Annotated in this window: 15 protein-coding genes; all 15 read left to right on the top strand. The window is 50.9% G+C overall.

Features of this window, described 5'->3' with window-relative positions; all coding sequences use genetic code 11:
* Positions 1-18: 18 nt before the first annotated feature.
* The 15 genes from cobI (at position 19) to SOW26_RS04015 (ending at position 14523) form a co-directional block, all read left to right on the top strand.
* Complete coding sequence (cobI, locus tag SOW26_RS04085; protein ID WP_276959075.1) at positions 19-711, top strand: precorrin-2 C(20)-methyltransferase; 693 nt, start codon at positions 19-21, stop codon at positions 709-711.
* Positions 708-1475, top strand: a complete 768-nt coding sequence (cobM, locus tag SOW26_RS04080) for a precorrin-4 C(11)-methyltransferase (RefSeq protein ID WP_276959073.1) — start codon at positions 708-710, stop codon at positions 1473-1475. The genes cobI and cobM overlap by 4 nt, the downstream gene beginning before the upstream one ends.
* Positions 1465-2610: a cobalt-precorrin 5A hydrolase gene (locus SOW26_RS04075; RefSeq protein WP_320651934.1), complete on the top strand. Its 1146-nt coding sequence runs from the start codon at positions 1465-1467 to the stop codon at positions 2608-2610. Before cobM ends, SOW26_RS04075 begins: the two co-directional genes overlap by 11 nt.
* A complete protein-coding gene (gene cobJ / locus SOW26_RS04070; protein ID WP_320651933.1) occupies positions 2597-3343 on the top strand; it encodes a precorrin-3B C(17)-methyltransferase in 747 nt (248 codons plus the stop codon). Before SOW26_RS04075 ends, cobJ begins: the two co-directional genes overlap by 14 nt.
* Positions 3330-5450, top strand: coding sequence for a precorrin-6A reductase (cobK, locus tag SOW26_RS04065; protein WP_320651932.1), 2121 nt, complete (start codon positions 3330-3332; stop codon positions 5448-5450). Before cobJ ends, cobK begins: the two co-directional genes overlap by 14 nt.
* Positions 5437-6825, top strand: coding sequence for a cobyrinate a,c-diamide synthase (locus SOW26_RS04060; protein WP_276958552.1), 1389 nt, complete (start codon positions 5437-5439; stop codon positions 6823-6825). Before cobK ends, SOW26_RS04060 begins: the two co-directional genes overlap by 14 nt.
* 22 nt (positions 6826-6847) lie before the next feature.
* Positions 6848-7897, top strand: coding sequence for a nicotinate-nucleotide--dimethylbenzimidazole phosphoribosyltransferase (cobT, locus tag SOW26_RS04055; protein WP_320651931.1), 1050 nt, complete (start codon positions 6848-6850; stop codon positions 7895-7897).
* 17 nt (positions 7898-7914) lie between these two features.
* On the top strand, positions 7915-8445 hold the full coding sequence (locus SOW26_RS04050; RefSeq protein WP_320651930.1) for a bifunctional adenosylcobinamide kinase/adenosylcobinamide-phosphate guanylyltransferase: 531 nt from the start codon (positions 7915-7917) through the stop codon (positions 8443-8445).
* A gap of 73 nt (positions 8446-8518) precedes the next feature.
* The gene (locus tag SOW26_RS04045; protein ID WP_320651929.1) at positions 8519-9298 is read left to right on the top strand and encodes an adenosylcobinamide-GDP ribazoletransferase; all 780 of its coding nucleotides are present in this window, start codon (positions 8519-8521) and stop codon (positions 9296-9298) included.
* Positions 9299-9312: 14 nt separating this feature from the next.
* Entirely contained in the window at positions 9313-9714 is a 402-nt protein-coding gene (locus tag SOW26_RS04040; RefSeq protein ID WP_320651928.1) for a bifunctional adenosylcobinamide kinase/adenosylcobinamide-phosphate guanylyltransferase, read from the top strand.
* A 23-nt stretch (positions 9715-9737) separates the two neighbouring features.
* Positions 9738-10310, top strand: a complete 573-nt coding sequence (locus SOW26_RS04035; RefSeq protein WP_320651927.1) for a histidine phosphatase family protein — start codon at positions 9738-9740, stop codon at positions 10308-10310.
* Positions 10307-11278, top strand: a complete 972-nt coding sequence (gene cbiB, locus SOW26_RS04030; RefSeq protein ID WP_320651926.1) for an adenosylcobinamide-phosphate synthase CbiB — start codon at positions 10307-10309, stop codon at positions 11276-11278. The genes SOW26_RS04035 and cbiB overlap by 4 nt, the downstream gene beginning before the upstream one ends.
* A gap of 75 nt (positions 11279-11353) precedes the next feature.
* Positions 11354-12403 (top strand): pyridoxal phosphate-dependent aminotransferase, encoded by a 1050-nt coding sequence (locus tag SOW26_RS04025; protein ID WP_320651925.1) that lies wholly within the window; start codon positions 11354-11356, stop codon positions 12401-12403.
* Complete coding sequence (locus SOW26_RS04020; RefSeq protein ID WP_276958489.1) at positions 12385-13890, top strand: cobyric acid synthase; 1506 nt, start codon at positions 12385-12387, stop codon at positions 13888-13890. Before SOW26_RS04025 ends, SOW26_RS04020 begins: the two co-directional genes overlap by 19 nt.
* The gene (locus SOW26_RS04015; protein ID WP_276958488.1) at positions 13891-14523 is read left to right on the top strand and encodes a precorrin-8X methylmutase; all 633 of its coding nucleotides are present in this window, start codon (positions 13891-13893) and stop codon (positions 14521-14523) included.
* Positions 14524-14682: the final 159 nt, after the last annotated feature.

The raw sequence follows: 14682 nt of genomic DNA, 5'->3' as shown, positions 1-14682 counted from the left end.
AGAGGAATGAGGCAAAAAATGGCAGGGAAACTATACGGAGTGGGAGTAGGACCGGGAGACTGGGAGTATCTGACACTGAAAGCAGTGAGGATCATAGAGGAATGTGATGTGATAGCAGCGCCGGGAAAGATCCCGGAACAGACGACGGCATATCAGATCGCACAGGGGGCCTGCCCGTTTCTTTCAGAAAAAGAAGTGGTGGGGATTGATTCTCCCATGACAAAAGACAAAAAGGTGTGGAAAATCAGCCACGATCTGGGAGTAAAAAGACTGGCAGAACTTTTGGAAGAAAATAAAAAAATTGCTTTTTTGACATTGGGAGATCCTACCATCTACTCTACTTATATGTATCTGCATCAGGATCTGAAGGAAATGGGGTACGAGACGGAAATCATCAGCGGCGTTCCTTCTTTTTGTGCGGCGGCTGCTGCGGTGCAGATGAGCATTGGGGAAAGAAAGGAAGAAATTCATATCATTCCCGCCTCTTATGATGTGAGGGAGGCATTGAAGCTGAAGGGAATGAAGATTTTTATGAAGATGGGAAGTCAGTTTTCTGTATTGAAGGAATTGCTGAAGAAAAGAAAACAACAAGTGACAGCCGTTGAGCGGTGTACCATGGAGGGAGAGAAGCACTACTATGGAACAGAAGAGCTGCCGGATGCAGCAAGCTATTATACACTGGTGTTTGTAAGAGAAGGAGAAGAGGTATGATACATTTTGTGGGAGCAGGACCGGGAGCAGGAGATCTGATCACGGTGCGGGGAAGACGGCGGATTCGGAAAGCAGATGTGATCATCTACGCAGGCTCCCTGGTCAATCCTGCGTTGCTGAAAGAGGCAAAGAAGGACTGCAGGATCTATAACAGCGCGACGATGACGCTGGAGGAAGTGCTGGGAGTCATGAAAGCGGCAGAAGCAGAAGGAAAGACAACGGTTCGTCTGCATACGGGAGATCCCAGCCTTTACGGCGCCGTCAGGGAGCAGATGGATATTCTGGATGAAGAGGGCATTGCATATGATTCCTGCCCGGGAGTCAGTTCTTTTTGCGGAGCGGCGGCAGCCCTGAATCTGGAATACACCCTTCCACAGGTGTCGCAGAGTGTGATCATCACCCGGACGGAGGGAAGAACGGCAGTACCGGAAAAAGAAACTATACGGGAATTTGCAGCCCATCAGGCAACGATGGTCCTGTTTTTAAGCACAGGCCTACTGGAAAAACTGACAAGGGAACTCATAGACGGAGGATACGCACCCAAGACGCCGGCGGCTATTGTGTACAAGGCTACCTGGCCGGAAGAAAAAAAGATCCTGTGCACCATTGGTACCCTGGAAGAAATGGCGCAGGCTCATGGGATCACCAAGACCGCGCTGATCATTGTGGGAGAGGTGCTTGCTCCTGGATATTATGAAAAATCCAGGCTGTATGACGCTACATTTACCACAGAATACCGAAAAGGAAAGACGCATGAAACGTAGTCAGAAAAAACAGATTTCTATCCTGAGCTTTACCCCCAACGGGAAAAACCTTTCCCAAAAGGTGGCGAAGGCGCTGCAGGACAGAGGATATGAAGTGGAACAGGCGGTCAAATGCAAAGGACAGCCGGACAGTATTTCTGTTTCCCTGGTGGAATGGACGCGGGAAAGATTTTTTCGGAAGGATGCTTTGATCTACATCGGAGCGACCGGGATCGCCGTCAGAGGAATCGCTCCCTTCGTGGAGAGTAAGTGTACAGATCCTGCCGTTTTGGTTCTGGACGAAAGAGGAACCTACTGCATTCCCCTGTTGTCCGGACATCTGGGAGGAGCCAATGCTATGGCAAGGGAAATCCAGGAAGATCTGGGGAGCCGGGCGATCCTGACAACAGGAACAGATGTAAATCAAAAATGGGCGGTGGATGTATTTGCCAGGGAGAATCATCTGTGGATCTCGGATCTGGAACTGGCAAAAGACATATCGGCCAGAATCCTAAGAGGCGAGCAGATCAGAATCCTGATAGAAGAAGGCGGAACGGCAGAAGGATTTGAACAGAGGGAGGAGATCGCTCTTTTTTGGGAAAACAAAGAAGCTGGATCGTTAGAAGAGGATGGAACAGAGGCAAAAGAGAAGGAAGAAAAATCCCGACAGCCGATCCTTCCCCATATCTACATTGGCACGCGCAGACCATATCCGGAGAAATCAGTGCTGTGCCTGGTTCCCCGGACGGTGGTGGCCGGGATCGGATGCAGAAAAGACACGCCGTACCTGCTGATAGAAAAGGCGATAGAGGAGGCGCTGCAGGAAGCATGCCTGTGGAAGGCCAGTCTGGGAAAGCTGACCAGTATTACAGAGAAAGCAGACGAGGCAGGGATTCTGGAATACTGCAAAAAAAACCGGCTGGACTGGGAAACCTATCCGGCAAGGCAGTTACAGGCGCTGGAAGGGCAGTTTACAGAGTCAGCGTTTGTGAGGCAGACAGTGGGCGTAGGAAATGTGTGTGAAAGAAGCGCCGTCTGCGGCTTGGGGGAAGAAGGAAGAGGGGACGCATCCTTGCTCCTTCGGAAACAAGCGGCAAATGGAGTAACGGTGGCACTGGCAGGAGGAAGATGGAGGGTGAGATTTGAAACAGGATAAAAAAGTCTATGTGGTAGGAACCGGACCGGGCGCCTGGGAGGAAATGACTATCAAGGCGGCAGAGACATTAAAGCAGTGCGACGTGATCGTGGGATATACCGTCTATACAGATCTCCTGAAGGAAAAGCTTCCGGACAAGGAATATAAAAGTACACCTATGCGGAAGGAAGTGGACAGATGCCTGATGGCGCTGGAGGAAGCCGACAACGGCAGGAAGGTAGCCATGGTGTGCAGCGGAGATTCCGGAATTTACGGGATGGCAGGACTGATGCTGGAACTGCAGCCGCGTTTTCCGGAAGTAGAGGTAGAGATTGTGGCAGGGGTAACGGCTGCCCTTTCCGGCGGAGCCTGCCTGGGGGCGCCTATGACCCACGATAGCTGTATCATCAGCCTCAGCGACCTTTTGACTCCCTGGGAGACCATCGAAAAAAGACTTCTGGCGGCAGCGCAGGGAGACTTTGTGATCGTACTGTACAATCCTTCCAGCAAGAAAAGGAAGGAGTATTTAAAGCGTGCCTGTCAACTGATCCTGACCAAGCAGAAAAAGGAAACGGTATGCGCCATTGTACGCAACATCGGAAGGGTGGAAGAATCTCAAAAACTCCTGACGCTGGAAGAGTTGACGGAGGCGGAAACCGATATGTTTTCCACCGTATTCATCGGAAACAGCCAGACCAGAATCATTGGAAACAAAATGGTAACACCAAGGGGATATCGACATGAAGAACAGTAAGATTTTGATTTTCGGAGGAACGACAGAAGGGCGAAAGCTGGCAGAGTATCTGGGGAGAAATGGAGTCAGGACCCATGTGTGTGCGGCTACGGCCTATGGGGAAACTTTGGTGTCCTGCTACCCGTCTCTTACCGTGTCGGGAAGAAGAATGGACAAAGAAGAAATAGAAAAATTTCTAAAAACCTTTTCTCCCAACTGGGTGATCGATGCGACCCATCCGTATGCCAGAGAAGTCACAGGAACGGTCCGGGAGGTATGCAAAGAAAAGAAACTGCCCTATCTTCGCCTGATCCGCGGATCTCAAAGGAGCGCAAGCGGGGTATGGGTGGAAGATATCCATCAGGCGGCAGAGTTTCTGGAAGGAACGACAGGAAATATTTTTGTGACTACCGGGAGTAAGGAACTGGCAGCCTTTACCCGGCTGGCAGATTACAGAAGCCGGATCTATGCCAGGGTCCTGTCTGTCAAAGAGGTGGTGGAATCCTGCGAAAAGCTGGGGATCCGGGGACGGCATCTGATCTGTATGCAGGGACCTTTTTCCAAAGAACTGAATCTGGTTATGCTCCGGGAATATGAGATCCGCTATCTGGTTACCAAAGAATCAGGAGCGGCGGGCGGCTTCCGGGAAAAGCTGGAAGCGGCTGAGGAAGCGGGTGTGGAAACAGTGGTGATCGGGCGGCCCGAAACAGAAGAGGGACTGACCTATCCGGAGATCCAGAGATTTCTTAGACAGAACATTGGGTTTCAACCAAAACAGACAGTGTCTCTGGTAGGGATCGGACCGGGAAATCCGGACTGCATGACGGCGGAAGGTCAGAAAGCCTGCCGGGAGGCGGACGTTGTCATAGGAGCGGCAAGAATGATACAGACTGTCAGAAAAGAGGGGCAGATCTGTCTGGAAGAATACAGACCTTCCGCTATCTTGGACTATTTGAAAGCGCACAGAGAACTGGAACGCATTGCCATTGTACTGTCAGGAGATACCGGATTTTACAGCGGCGCCAAGAAGCTGGGAGCCCTGCTGAAGGAAGAGAAGATAGAAACCAGATGGATTCCGGGAATTTCTTCTGCCGCCTATTTTTCTGCCAGGCTGGGGCTTTGCTGGGATGACATTCCACTGGAAAGTATGCATGGGAAATCGCTGAATGTGTTGTCCCGGCTCAGGCAGGAGGGAAAGGTCATGTTTCTTGCGGATTCCAGGGAAGGGATCCGAAATCTGGGAGAAGAACTGACCCGGTATGGACTGGGAGACGTACAGGTCTGGGTAGGAGAGAGGCTTTCTTACGAGGAGGAACGCATCTTCCAGACCACAGGAAAAGATCTTCAGACCTATAAAGGAAGCGGACTGGCGATTCTGTTGATCCAGGAAACAACAGGGCCGGAAGAGATGGGGGCTTCCTCTTCTTTCGGGAAAGATGTTCCGGAAGAGAAAGAAGAAAAAGAAGGAACGGTAGAAAAGAGAGAGGTAGAAAGGTCAGAAGAGGCGGAGGATCGGAAGCCCAAACAGAGAAGAGGGGCAAATCTTAGTATCGCTCTGAAAGATGAAGCGTTTCTAAGAGAAAGGATCCCCATGACGAAAGAAGAAGTCAGAAGACTGGCCATTGCGAAGCTGTGTCTGACCCGGGATGCGGTTGTCTATGACGTGGGGGCAGGAACAGGGTCTGTTGCAATTGAGACAGCGCTTTCTCTTCTGGACGGAAAGGTGTATGCCATTGAACAGAACCCAGAAGCAGTCCGTCTGCTTCAAAAAAATCAGATACGATTTGGAGCCTCCAATCTCCAGATTGTGGAAGGGATGGCGCCGGAGGCTCTGACGGGTCTTCCTGCACCGGATGCCGTGTTTATCGGAGGAAGCAAAGGAAGGATGGAGGACATCCTTCGGGTGATCCTGCATAAGAATCCCCAGGCACGGATCGTCCTGACAGCCATTGCGCTGGAGACTGTGGGAGAAGTGATGGAACTTTGCAAAAAGGGATGTCTCCTGGATGTGGAAGTGGTGCAGCTGACGGTATCCAAAGCGCAGAAGGCAGGCTCCTATCACATGATGAAGGGGCAGAATCCGGTGTATGTGATCAGCGGGAGAGGAGGCTGTGATGGCAATTCCTAGGATTTTGATAGCAGCGCCCCGAAGCGGATCCGGAAAGACGCTGGTCACCTGCAGCCTGCTGGAAGTATGGAAGCGGAAGTATTCCCTGGCAGCTTTCAAGTGCGGACCGGATTACATAGATCCCATGTTCCACAAAGAGATCCTGGGCGTAGACAGCAGAAATCTGGATAGCTTTCTCTGTGGGGAAGCGCAGATAAAAGAATTGTTCCGGAAACATTGCCGGGGAAAAGAGCTGGCGGTGCTGGAGGGGGTCATGGGCTATTACGACGGACTGGGAGGAACATCCCTGGAGGCCAGCACCTACGAAATTGCCAGGATAACAGATACTCCGGTGATTCTGGTGGTGGACAGTCAGGGAGCAAGCAGATCCCTCCTTCCTCTTATTGCGGGATTTTTGGGATACAGAGAGGACAGTCACATTGCAGGTATTATTTTCAACCGGATGTCCCCTTCTTTTTATCCGGTTATGAAAAAACTGGTGGAAGAAGAACTGGGGATCCGGGTTTATGGATATCTGGAGAAACTGGTGGGAGAATTACCGGAAAGCCGTCATCTGGGACTGAAAATGCCCCAGGAGTACCGGACCTTGCAGGAGACGCTAAAGGAGCTTGGAAAAAGAGCGGAGACCACCATCGATACGGCGGGGCTGATGGCACTGGCAGGAGAATGGGCGGAAAAGACGAAGAAAACGTTTTTTCCGGCTCTGAAAAGAGCGGGAAGTTTTAAGGGAAATCTTCGTATCGGAGTTGCCCGGGACGAGGCCTTTTGCTTTATCTATCAGGATAACCTGGAGTATCTGGAAGAGTTGGGGGCGACGCTGGTAGATGTTTCGCCCATGCGGGATCCAACTCTTCCTAAAGATCTGGATGGACTAGTGCTTTACGGAGGGTATCCGGAGCTGCACGGTCCGGCTTTGGAGGCCAATGAAAGTTTGAGAAAAGAAATCAAGGAAAAGCTGGAGCAGGGACTTCCCTGTATGGCAGAGTGCGGTGGTTTTATGTACCTGACGGAAGCCATCATGGATCAGGAGGGGAACCGTTGGGAAATGGTGGGAGCCATTTCAGGAGACAGCTTTTTTACGGGAAAACTCAGGCGGTTTGGCTATGCTGTACTGGATGAGGCAAGAATATTTGGAGAAAAGATCCGGAATCTTCCCTTTCATGAATTCCATTATTTTGATTCGGAAGATCCGGGGGGAGATTGTCTGGCGAGGAAGCCGCTCTCTGCCAGAACGTACCCCTGTATGGTTAGCCGGGACAGCCTGTTTGCAGGATATCCCCATTTTCATTACTGGTCGCAGTCGGGGATGGCAGAGGCTTTTGTGAGCGCCTGCGGCAGATATCATCGGAAGAAGGGAGAGGCGGAAATCCAGTAAAGACTGTTCTGCCGGACAAACTATGAAGCTTTCAGAAACCATAAACAGGATCGCCCCTCTGGATCAGGAGGCGATGCAGGAAGCGAGACAGCGCTGGAACTCTATTGCCAAGCCCCTTCACAGCCTGGGAAAACTGGAGGACTGTGTGTGTCAGATCGCAGGAATGACAGGAGACAGCAACGTACAGCTGGACAAAAAAGCGCTGATGGTGTTCTGCGCCGATAATGGAGTGGTAGAAGAAGGAGTGACCCAGACAGGGCAGGAAGTGACGGCGGTCGTGGCGGAAAATTTCCTGTCGGGTCAGACCAGCGCGGCAGTCATGTGCAGGCTGGCAGGAGCAGATCTTTATCCTGTCGATATGGGCATCCGAAGGGCTACCAGGGTGCCGGATTACCATGTGCGAAGAGGAACGGCAAACATGGTGAAGGCGGAGGCTATGACCAGAGAGGAAGGAATCAGGGCGATCGAAACCGGAATCCGTCTGGCAGGTGTTTTGAAACATAAAGGGTACAAGATCGCGGCAACGGGAGAGATGGGCATTGGAAATACCACCACCAGCGCGGCAGTGGCGTCTGTCCTTCTTTCCTGCCAGCCGGAGGAGATGGTGGGAAGAGGCGCAGGTCTGTCTTCCGGGGGCCTGGAGCGGAAGCTTCAGGCGGTGAAAAAAGCGATCACCCTGCACCGACCGGATCCTGACGATCCGGTGGCTGTGCTGCATAAGGTGGGAGGACTGGATCTGGCAGGGCTTGCCGGGTTCTATCTGGGCTGTGCGGCAGAAAGGCTTCCGGTACTGATCGACGGATTTATATCGGCCACGGCGGCTCTGGCGGCAGCAAAGCTGTGTCCGGGCGCAAAAGCATACATGCTGGCGTCCCACTGCTCCAAAGAACCGGGCATGAAAAAAATCCTGACGTATCTGGACAAGCAGGCAGTTTTGCACGCAGAAATGTGTCTGGGAGAAGGAACGGGAGCGGTGGCATTTCTGCCGGTGCTGGAAATGGGGTTGGACGTGTACCGGGAAATGAGTACGTTTTCCCAGATTCAGATAGAATCCTACCAGGAACTGAAATAGAAAGGCGAGGGAAATATATGATACATGTGATCACGGGAGGCAGCGGAAGCGGGAAATCTTCCTATGGAGAGGATTGGATCCTTGAAAAGGCAAAAGGAGACCTTCCTCTTTTGTATCTGGCTACCATGATCCCTCAGGGAGAGGAGGGGCGTCAAAGAGTAGAAAGGCACCGAAGACTGCGGGAAGGGAAGGGATTTTCTACGATAGAATGCCCCAGACAACTGGCAAAGCTTTCTTTTCCGAAAAACCGGGGAATCCTGCTGGAATGTGTCTCCAATCTGGCAGCCAATACCTGGTACGAGGAGAAGACCGGGTATCTTTCGGAAGAGGAAACCATTCGTCGGATCCGGGAGGATCTTTATTGTTTAAGAGAACACACACCGCTTCTGGTAGTCATAACCAATGAAACGGCGCAGGATCTCCTGCCCTCCTGTGAAGAAATGCAAATTTATCAGAGGATTTTGGGAAGGGTCAACCAGTATCTGGGAGGTCTGGCAGAGAAGGTGACGGAAGTGGCGGCAGGAATTCCGATTCCCGTGAAAATGTGACGGACTGTTGGGCAGACAGGATGCGGGAAAGTGGGCAGCAGAGAAAAGAAAACAGAGGCGGGAGGATGGAAGATTGAAAAAGGGATGGGAAAGTCTCAAGATGACATTTGCCATATACAGCAGAATACCGGTATTTCAGGTCAACTGGGAACAGGCAGATCAGTCGTATCTGATGTGTTTTTTTCCGCTGATCGGCGCTGTGATCGGCGCTGCGACACTGGGAGCCTATCAGCTTGGGAGGTATGTACTGCACCAGGAGACAGGCATCACGGCTTATGCCTGCACGGTACTGCTGGTACTGCTTCCTCTTTGGATCACAGGAGGCATTCATATGGATGGCTTTATGGATACTCTGGACGCGCTGGGATCCTGTAGACCAAAAGAAGAAAAATTAGAGATCTTAAAGGATGTGCATACAGGCGCCTTTGCGGTGCTGGGATGTGTAGGCTACCTGCTTTTGTATACGGGGATCTATTCCTGTCTCACATGGGAAAGCGTAACTCTGGTGAGCGCAGGTTTCATCCTGTCCAGGACACTTAGCGGACTTTCTGTGGTGACGTTTCCTATGGCCAGGGAAAAGGGGATGCTTTCTTCCGTGGCAGAAAAGGCAAAGAAAAGGGTGGTACAAAGGATATTGCTGACAATCCTGCTGATCCTGTGCGCCGGAATGGTCTGGCTGGGAAAAGGAGCAGGGATCCTGGTGATCCTGGCAGCAGGCATCACCTATTGGCGGTATTACCGGATGTGCCTCCGGCAGTTTGGAGGAATAACGGGAGATCTGGCAGGATACTTTTTACAGACCTGTGAGATCGTTATGGCAGGCGCGGCGGTTTTGGGAAGCAGCATATTCTAGGAAGGAGAAAGACGATGAAACTGATCATAGGGGGAGCGGCCCAGGGGAAACGGGACTATGCCAGAGAACAATTTGGCAGGGGAAGATACCTGGATGGAAGCTGCTGCAGCCGGGAGGAACTGTATCGGGAAAAAGGGGTCTATGATTTCCAGTTATGGATCCGAAAGCGGATGCAGGAAGAGAAGGAGCCTTTTCAAGAAGGTGGGAAGGAGCGGCTTTTGGAACAGTGCAGAGCTATCCTGCAGGAAAACCCGGAGATCGTTATCATCTGCAACGAGGTGGGCTGCGGTCTGGTTCCCATAGAGCAGACAGACAGACAGTACCGGGATCTGGTGGGAGAGATCTGCGTCTGGCTGGCGAAGGAAGCGGAGGAAGTCCATCGGGTCATTTGTGGCATAGGCAGACGGATCAAATAAGCAGGAGGAGTGAGCAAAGCAGCATGAATATCTATTTTATCCGACATGGGATGACCCAGGGAAACAAAGAGAGAAGATATATTGGAAAGACAGAGGAAGCTCTCTGCGAAGAAGGAAAGCGGGTGCTTCAGGGGAAACGGTATCCCCGGGTGGAGAAGGTGTTTGTCAGTCCCCGGCTTCGCTGCCGGGAGACAGCAGCGATCCTGTATCCGCAGCAGGAACCGGTGATCGTAGAGGAACTGGCAGAATGTGATTTTGGTGTGTTTGAAGGAAAAAATGCAGACGAACTTCAGGAGTCGAAGGCTTATTGGAAATGGATCGAAAGCGGAGGAAGTCTTCCGTTTCCGGAAGGAGAAAGCAGAGAAGGTTTTGCGAGGCGATGTCTGTCAGGGTTTGAAAAAGTCAGAAGAGAATGCCAAAAGTATCAGATAGAAACGGCCGCACTGGTAGTGCACGGAGGGACGATCATGAGTATCCTGGCGGAAGTAGGAAGACCAAAGCAAGAATTTTATGACTATCATGTGGGAAATGGGGAAGGATACCTATTGACGTTGGAAGAAGCCGTTTCTGAGGTGGGAGTGTGGAGGACGTTATGAATGAATGGTGGAGAATGCTTCTTCCTCTCTGCGTGGGAGTGGGACTGGATCTGCTTCTGGGAGATCCTGTATGGCTGTATCATCCGGTCCGCTTGATGGGCAAGACGATAGAAGGACTGGGAGGCAGGATCAGAGCCTGCCTTCCCAAAACAAAAACAGGAGAGCGGGCAGGGGGCGGTCTGTTAGTGATCCTGATGCTTCTGATCTGGGGTGTTCTTCCGTTTTTTTTCGTGTCTTTTTGTTATAGGCTTCACTGGGGACTGGGACTGGGAATCGAGAGCGTCATGTGCTATCAGATGCTGGCGATGAAAAGTCTCAGGACGGAAAGCAGAAAAGTGTACGATGCTTTGAAAACCGGGATAGAGCCGGCTAGAAAGGCGGTGGCCATGATCGTCGGAAGAGATACGGCAAACCTTACAGAGGAGGGTGTGATCAAGGCAGCGGTAGAAACGGTGGCGGAAAACACCTCCGACGGGGTCGTAGCGCCTTTGCTTTTTTTGTGTATTGGCGGAGGGGCGGGAGGCTATCTGTACAAGGCAGTAAATACCATGGATTCCATGGTGGGCTACCAAAATGATACCTATCGGTATTTTGGAAGTGCGGCAGCAAGGCTGGATGATCTTCTGAATTATCTGCCCGCCAGAATATCGGCAGGTCTGATGCTGTTGGCAGCGTATTTTCTTGGGATGCCGGTGCAGGAAGGGGTTCGCATATACAGGAGAGACAGAAGGAAGCATAAAAGTCCGAATGCGGCACAGACAGAGGCTGTCATGGCAGGGGTGCTCCAGGTGCAGCTGGCGGGGGACGCCTGGTATTTTGGGAAGAAATATGAAAAGCCTACCATTGGAGATCCGATCCGTGCCATTATGGCAGAGGATATTTTGAGAGCACATAAATTACTGTATGGAACAGGGATCCTGGCGGCTGTTCTGGCAATCGCAGTGAGAGGTTGTCTTTGGGGACGGTAGGTTTTGGAGTTCAGAGGAGCCCGGATCTGGGAAACAGAACCTGGATGAGGTTCGGCAGGAGAAAGGAGAAACGGATTGAGGTCATATAAAAGAGAGCAGATACACGGAGGAGATATTTATCGGAATCCGGGCGTAACAGATTTTTCTGTCAACAGCAATCCGCTGGGACCACCCTTGCAGGTAGTGGAAGCCATCAGACAGCAGGCAGACAGGATCACGGCTTATCCGGATATTCAGTGTGAAGGACTGTGCGAAGCTATCGGACGCTTTGAGGAAGTAGAAGCAGAGGAAATGCTGTGTACCAATGGGGCGGCAGAACTGTTTTTTGGGATCGTGCAGGCGCTGAAACCCAAAAAAGCGCTGCTTCCCGTCCCTTCTTTTGCAGAGTATGAAAAAGCCCTTCAGGCAGGGGGGGCAAGGATAGTATACTATCATTTGCAGGAAAAAGACGGATTCTGTGTGACGGAGGATCTTTTGAAAGAAATCCGTCCGGATATAGAAATCCTTTTTCTTTGTAATCCCAACAATCCCACCGGACAACTGATGAGAAAAGAACTGTTGCTTAGGATCGCACAGGCATGCGAAGAACAGGGAGTCTGGCTGGTTTTGGACGAATGTTTTCTGGACTTTCTGGAGGATGCTTCCTGTTATGACATGAAAAAAGAAATGAAAAAATTTCCGCACATGCTTCTTGTAAAGGCATTCACCAAACTGTTTTGTATGCCGGGACTTCGTCTGGGCTATGGACTTAGCAGCAACGAAGAACTGTTAAAAGCCATACGGAAGACATTGCAGGCATGGAACGTATCGGTCTTGGCGCAGGCAGCGGGACTTGCAGCCTTAAAGTCGCCGGGAGGCTACTTAAAACAATCCAGAAAAATGATAAAGGAAGAAAGAAAAAAATTGCAAAAGGCCCTGTTGGAAACAGGCAGGCAGGTATTTGACACACCGGCAAATTTCCTGTTTTTGAAGGGAGAAAAAGGCCTGTATCAAAGAGCGTTGGAAAACGGCTTTCTGATCCGGGACTGTTCCAACTATCCGGGACTTTCTGCCGGCTATTACCGGATCGCAGTACGCAGCCCCCGGGAAAACGAAAGGATGATCAAATGGCTAAAAAAATCATGATACAAGGAACTATGTCCAATGCGGGGAAAAGCCTGATCTGTACGGGACTGGCGCGTATCTTTCATCAGGATGGATATCAGACGGCGCCCTTTAAATCCCAGAATATGGCGTTGAATTCCTATATCACCGATGAAGGGCTGGAAATGGGAAGAGCCCAGGTGGTGCAGGCAGAGGCGGCCGGGATCGCGCCCAGCGTGGATATGAATCCCATTTTATTGAAGCCTTCCAGCGATGTGGGTTCCCAAGTGATTGTGAGAGGAAAGGCGATCGGCAATCTGTCGGCAAAGGACTATTTCGCTTACAAAAAACAACTGATCCCTCAGATCCTGTCGTCTCTTGCAAATCTGGAAGCATACGATATTCTGGTAATGGAAGGAGCGGGAAGCCCGGCAGAGATCAATCTGAAACAGGAAGACATTGTCAATATGGGGATGGCAAAAATGGCAAAAGCGCCTGTACTTCTGGTGGGAGATATTGACAGAGGCGGCGTGTTTGCCCAGATCCTGGGAACCTTGATGCTTCTGGAGGAAGAGGAAAGAAGGATGGTAAAAGGACTTATCATCAACAAATTTCGGGGAGACAAGGGGATTTTAGAACCGGGGATCCGGTTTCTGGAGAAAAAAAGTAAAATCCCGGTGGTGGGAGTGACGCCCTACCTACAGGTGGATATTGAGGAAGAGGACAGTCTGACAGAACGGTTTTTTACGGAGACGAAGAAAAAACCGCTGGACATTGCCGTAATACGTGTTCCCAGAATCTCCAATTTTACGGACTTTATGCCTTTGGAAAATCTGCCCCAGGCCTCCCTTCGCTATGTGTCCAGATGCCGGGAGCTGAAGGACCCGGATCTGATCTTGCTGCCGGGAACCAAAAGTACTATGGCGGATCTTCGCTGGCTGCGGGAATCCGGACTGGAAGTGCTGATCCAAAAAGCAGCCCAAAGAGAGGTGCCTGTCTGGGGAATCTGCGGAGGCTATCAGATGCTGGGAGAAACGCTGGAGGATCCTTTTGGAGCAGAAGGAGGAGGCAGCATGAAGGGGATGGGGCTTCTGCCCATCCGAACTGTGTTTTCTACAGAAAAGACCAGGACGCAGGTGACGGGGATCCTCAAAGGAGCAACAGGGATTTTGGAGCAGATCAACCATACGGAGATAGAAGGATATGAAATCCATATGGGGGAGTCTGTGCCGATAGAAGACAATGGCTTTCTGAGCCTGATAGAGAACCGGATCACCGGCGAAAAAAAGAAAGAGGGGTACAGCAAAGGAAACGTTTATGGAACTTATGTCCACGGGATCTTTGACCGGGAAGAGGTGGTGCGGGCTCTTCTGAACGGTCTGGCAGAGAAAAAGGGAATCCGGCTGGAAGAGGAAGGGTACAAGGACTATAAGACCTATAAGGAAGAGCAGTACGACCTTCTGGCAGCCGGCCTGAGAGAACATTTGGATATGAAAGAAATATACAGGATTCTGGAGAAAGGAATTTAGATGGAGAAGATAGAACAGATACTTCCGGAAAAAATAGAAGAAAGAAGTTTTGAGATCATTACAAAAGAACTGGAAGAGCAGGGAATCTTTCTGAAGGAGAAAGAAGCGCCGGTCATAAAGCGATGCATCCACACCAGCGCAGATTTTGACTATGCAAAGAACCTGGTATTTTCGGAAACGGCTGTGGACCGAGGATTGGAGGCTATCCGGCAGGGAGCGTCTATTGTGACAGATACTCAGATGGCGCGTGCCGGAATCAATCGGAAAAAGCTGGAAGCCTACGGTGGGAAGGTATATTGCTTCATGTCAGATGAGGATGTGGCTATGATGGCAAAAAGAAACGGAACTACCAGAGCGGTTGCCAGCATGGACAAAGCTTCCTCCTTGCCGAAAAAGCTGATCTTTGCTATTGGAAACGCACCGACGGCTCTGCTGCGGCTAGATCAATTGATCCGGGAGGGGAAAGTGGCTCCGGAGCTGGTAATAGGAGCGCCGGTGGGCTTTGTAAATGTGATTCCGGCAAAGGAAAGGATCCTGACGCTGACCGACACCCCTTACATTGTTGCCGGCGGACGAAAAGGGGGAAGCAATATTGCCGCTTGTATCTGCAATGCTCTTTTGTATCTCTTGTAAGTACTTCGCGGTTTTCTCGGAAAAAGATCCCGAATGCTTTTCGGAAGAAAATGTTGGGTGCCTGCAGGAGAAAGGGCTTACTGTTTTACAATGAAATACACTTTACAGGAAGAATATGCTATAATAAAACACAGAAACGTTCGATCACAAAGGAATGAG

Source organism: Suipraeoptans intestinalis (assembly GCF_034091795.1).
Lineage (GTDB): Bacteria > Bacillota > Clostridia > Lachnospirales > Lachnospiraceae > Suipraeoptans > Suipraeoptans intestinalis.
The sequence above is the reverse complement of the archived record's forward strand: the minus strand, read 5'-3'. Positions and strand labels throughout refer to the sequence as shown.

Excerpts from the sequence above, each read along its gene's own strand:
- cobI (WP_276959075.1), top strand. The coding sequence starts at position 19 with ATGGCAGGGAAACTATACGGAGTGGGAGTAGGACCGGGAGACTGGGAG.
- cobM (WP_276959073.1), top strand. The coding sequence starts at position 708 with ATGATACATTTTGTGGGAGCAGGACCGGGAGCAGGAGATCTGATCACG.
- SOW26_RS04075 (WP_320651934.1), top strand. The coding sequence starts at position 1,465 with ATGAAACGTAGTCAGAAAAAACAGATTTCTATCCTGAGCTTTACCCCC.
- cobK (WP_320651932.1), top strand. The coding sequence starts at position 3,330 with ATGAAGAACAGTAAGATTTTGATTTTCGGAGGAACGACAGAAGGGCGA.
- SOW26_RS04060 (WP_276958552.1), top strand. The coding sequence starts at position 5,437 with ATGGCAATTCCTAGGATTTTGATAGCAGCGCCCCGAAGCGGATCCGGA.
- cobT (WP_320651931.1), top strand. The coding sequence starts at position 6,848 with ATGAAGCTTTCAGAAACCATAAACAGGATCGCCCCTCTGGATCAGGAG.
- SOW26_RS04050 (WP_320651930.1), top strand. The coding sequence starts at position 7,915 with ATGATACATGTGATCACGGGAGGCAGCGGAAGCGGGAAATCTTCCTAT.
- SOW26_RS04040 (WP_320651928.1), top strand. The coding sequence starts at position 9,313 with ATGAAACTGATCATAGGGGGAGCGGCCCAGGGGAAACGGGACTATGCC.
- SOW26_RS04035 (WP_320651927.1), top strand. The coding sequence starts at position 9,738 with ATGAATATCTATTTTATCCGACATGGGATGACCCAGGGAAACAAAGAG.
- cbiB (WP_320651926.1), top strand. The coding sequence starts at position 10,307 with ATGAATGAATGGTGGAGAATGCTTCTTCCTCTCTGCGTGGGAGTGGGA.
- SOW26_RS04020 (WP_276958489.1), top strand. The coding sequence starts at position 12,385 with ATGGCTAAAAAAATCATGATACAAGGAACTATGTCCAATGCGGGGAAA.
- SOW26_RS04015 (WP_276958488.1), top strand. The coding sequence starts at position 13,891 with ATGGAGAAGATAGAACAGATACTTCCGGAAAAAATAGAAGAAAGAAGT.